The sequence below is a fragment of the Microcystis flos-aquae FACHB-1344 genome (assembly GCF_014698375.1).
Lineage (GTDB): Bacteria > Cyanobacteriota > Cyanobacteriia > Cyanobacteriales > Microcystaceae > Microcystis > Microcystis aeruginosa.
Genome location: NZ_JACJSW010000242.1, coordinates 1 through 1,949, shown reverse-complemented (window position 1 = coordinate 1,949; position 1,949 = coordinate 1). Strand labels below are relative to the sequence as shown.

General features: G+C 36.5%; 4 protein-coding genes. All 4 read right to left on the bottom strand.

Annotation, left to right across the window (positions count from 1 at the left end):
* Nucleotides 1–203: 203 nt before the first annotated feature.
* Nucleotides 204–641, bottom strand: a complete 438-nt coding sequence (locus H6G48_RS25680) for a putative toxin-antitoxin system toxin component, PIN family (protein WP_110580077.1) — start codon at nt 639–641, stop codon at nt 204–206.
* On the bottom strand, nt 638–901 hold the full coding sequence (locus tag H6G48_RS25675; RefSeq protein ID WP_002803566.1) for a hypothetical protein: 264 nt from the start codon (nt 899–901) through the stop codon (nt 638–640). Before H6G48_RS25675 ends, H6G48_RS25680 begins: the two co-directional genes overlap by 4 nt.
* A 63-nt stretch (nt 902–964) precedes the next feature.
* Complete coding sequence (locus H6G48_RS25670; protein WP_190723846.1) at nt 965–1,528, bottom strand: Uma2 family endonuclease; 564 nt, start codon at nt 1,526–1,528, stop codon at nt 965–967.
* Between the two features lie 109 nt (nt 1,529–1,637).
* The coding region (locus H6G48_RS25665) for a photosynthetic reaction center family protein (protein WP_043998051.1) at nt 1,638–1,949 on the bottom strand (312 nt) is incomplete at its 5' end.

The following is a 1,949-nucleotide window of genomic DNA, read 5'->3' as shown; positions in this document are numbered from 1 at the left end:
GCGTTAGATTTATTGGGAGTTTCCCTGATTTGTACCCAGTAACGGGGCATCAGAAATTCTTTTAATCCCTTCTACAGCACAGGTTATGGCTTTTTGTCAACGGGGAAGTCCAGCTATTAATCCTGTCTTTAAATCTTATCTTAAAAGAAATCCTAACGATTAGGATTATCTCTTTACAAATAGACGCGATCGCATTTTTATCTTTAACTATTTTGCAAAACTTGTAAGAATAAATTTGGCGATAAAATTTGTGTATGATGATAATGCTTTAGCGGTAAAATGTGTTTTTTATCTAAAGAAACTAGATAATCAGCACCTATTTCGTAAGCGGCTGCCAAAAACATATTATCATTTGGATCAACCTGATCGAGTAGCGTTGCTTGATAAATGCCTTGAATTTTGATAGCAGTATAAAAAATAGCCGTTAAAATATCCTTAATATCATTTCTGTCAATATTTTTCAGTAATAGTTTTTCAACCAATTCCTCCAATAATTGAGGAGAAATAACTAACTTAAATCTATCCTCCCGCCAATAACGAATAATTTGACAAGGCGCACTGTTAGGATTTTTACTTAACAAAGCTGAAAGAAAAACCGAAGTATCAAGAATAACAAGAGGTGAATCTTGAGCAAACATCATAGTAAATCAGATTCTTCTAAGTTTCCTGAAATTCTCACACAAGCGTCATCAAATTTTTGCCAAACTTCATGATAACAATTATCGGGCATATTTTGAACCTCATTTAATGTTTCCATAATCAAATCTTTGGCCTGTTTTCTATTTACATTTTCTTTTAAAACTTCTAAATGCTTGTGTAACTGCTCTAATAACCATTGTTTATCTTCAACCGAAAAATCTCGTAACTTTTGTTCCAGTTCAATAATTTGAGGGGATATCATAAAATTAACTCCTGACCAAGATTAGTTTAGTTTAATGATAACAAAAGCTTCAAATTTAAAGCTTTAACTAAAGATTACCTTGTTATAAATATCTGCTATCTCCACCTCAACCCGCAAAGAGTTTAAATGAATTATCCTATCAGATTCATAAGCTGTAAACACCCAGCAATCGCCTTCCTTTTGAAAATGTTCAATATAAAGTCTTTCCTGCGAAATCAATAAATATTCCTGAAAGGTTGCAATGGTTCGATAAGCGGCAAACTTTTCTTCTCTGTCGTAACTTGCCGTTGCAGCAGACAAAACCTCAGCGATTAAAACAGGATTAATTAAAGTATCTTTGCGTCCTTCTTGATAAATAAGAGGTTCAGGCATCACCATAATATCAGGATAGGTAGCTATTTGACGCTCAGGTATCCATAAACGTTGATCGGTGACAAAAACGGCATAGGGTTGATTCTTTAGTCCAGTATATAAAGCCACTAATAAATTACTGATAATGCGGTTATGAGTCGGTGTCCCTCCTGTCATAGCAATAATTTTTCCATCCAGATATTCATGACGAGTTTGGGATTGTATTTCCCGCTCAAAATATTGACTAAGAGTATATTTTCCAGTGAGAGCGGTCATAATCATGATTGTTTGAGAATAAGCATTTTGCAGCGTTTTTCATTGTTCCCCAATTCTAACAACAAAAAAGCACCCCCTTGCGGGAGTGCCTTTTCATTCAGACTAGGAATTAACCATTGATAGCGGGAGCAGTCAGAGCTACAGGAGCCTGTTCACCACTAGCCAAGTCTAAGGGGAAGTTGTGTGCATTACGCTCGTGCATTACTTCCATACCGATACCAGCGCGGTTTAACACATCGGCCCAAGTACCAATTACACGACCTTGAGAATCGAGAATCGACTGGTTGAAGTTGAAACCGTTGAGGTTAAACGCCATGGTGCTAACACCCATTGCCGTAAACCAGATACCGATTACCGGCCATGCACCTAAGAAGAAGTGCAGAGAACGGCTATTGTTGAAAGAAGCGTATTGGAAGATTAA

Bases quoted from the DNA above. Each gene is read 5' to 3' on its own strand.
- H6G48_RS25680 (WP_110580077.1), bottom strand. From the start codon at position 641: ATGATGTTTGCTCAAGATTCACCTCTTGTTATTCTTGATACTTCGGTT.
- H6G48_RS25675 (WP_002803566.1), bottom strand. From the start codon at position 901: ATGATATCCCCTCAAATTATTGAACTGGAACAAAAGTTACGAGATTTT.
- H6G48_RS25670 (WP_190723846.1), bottom strand. From the start codon at position 1,528: ATGACCGCTCTCACTGGAAAATATACTCTTAGTCAATATTTTGAGCGG.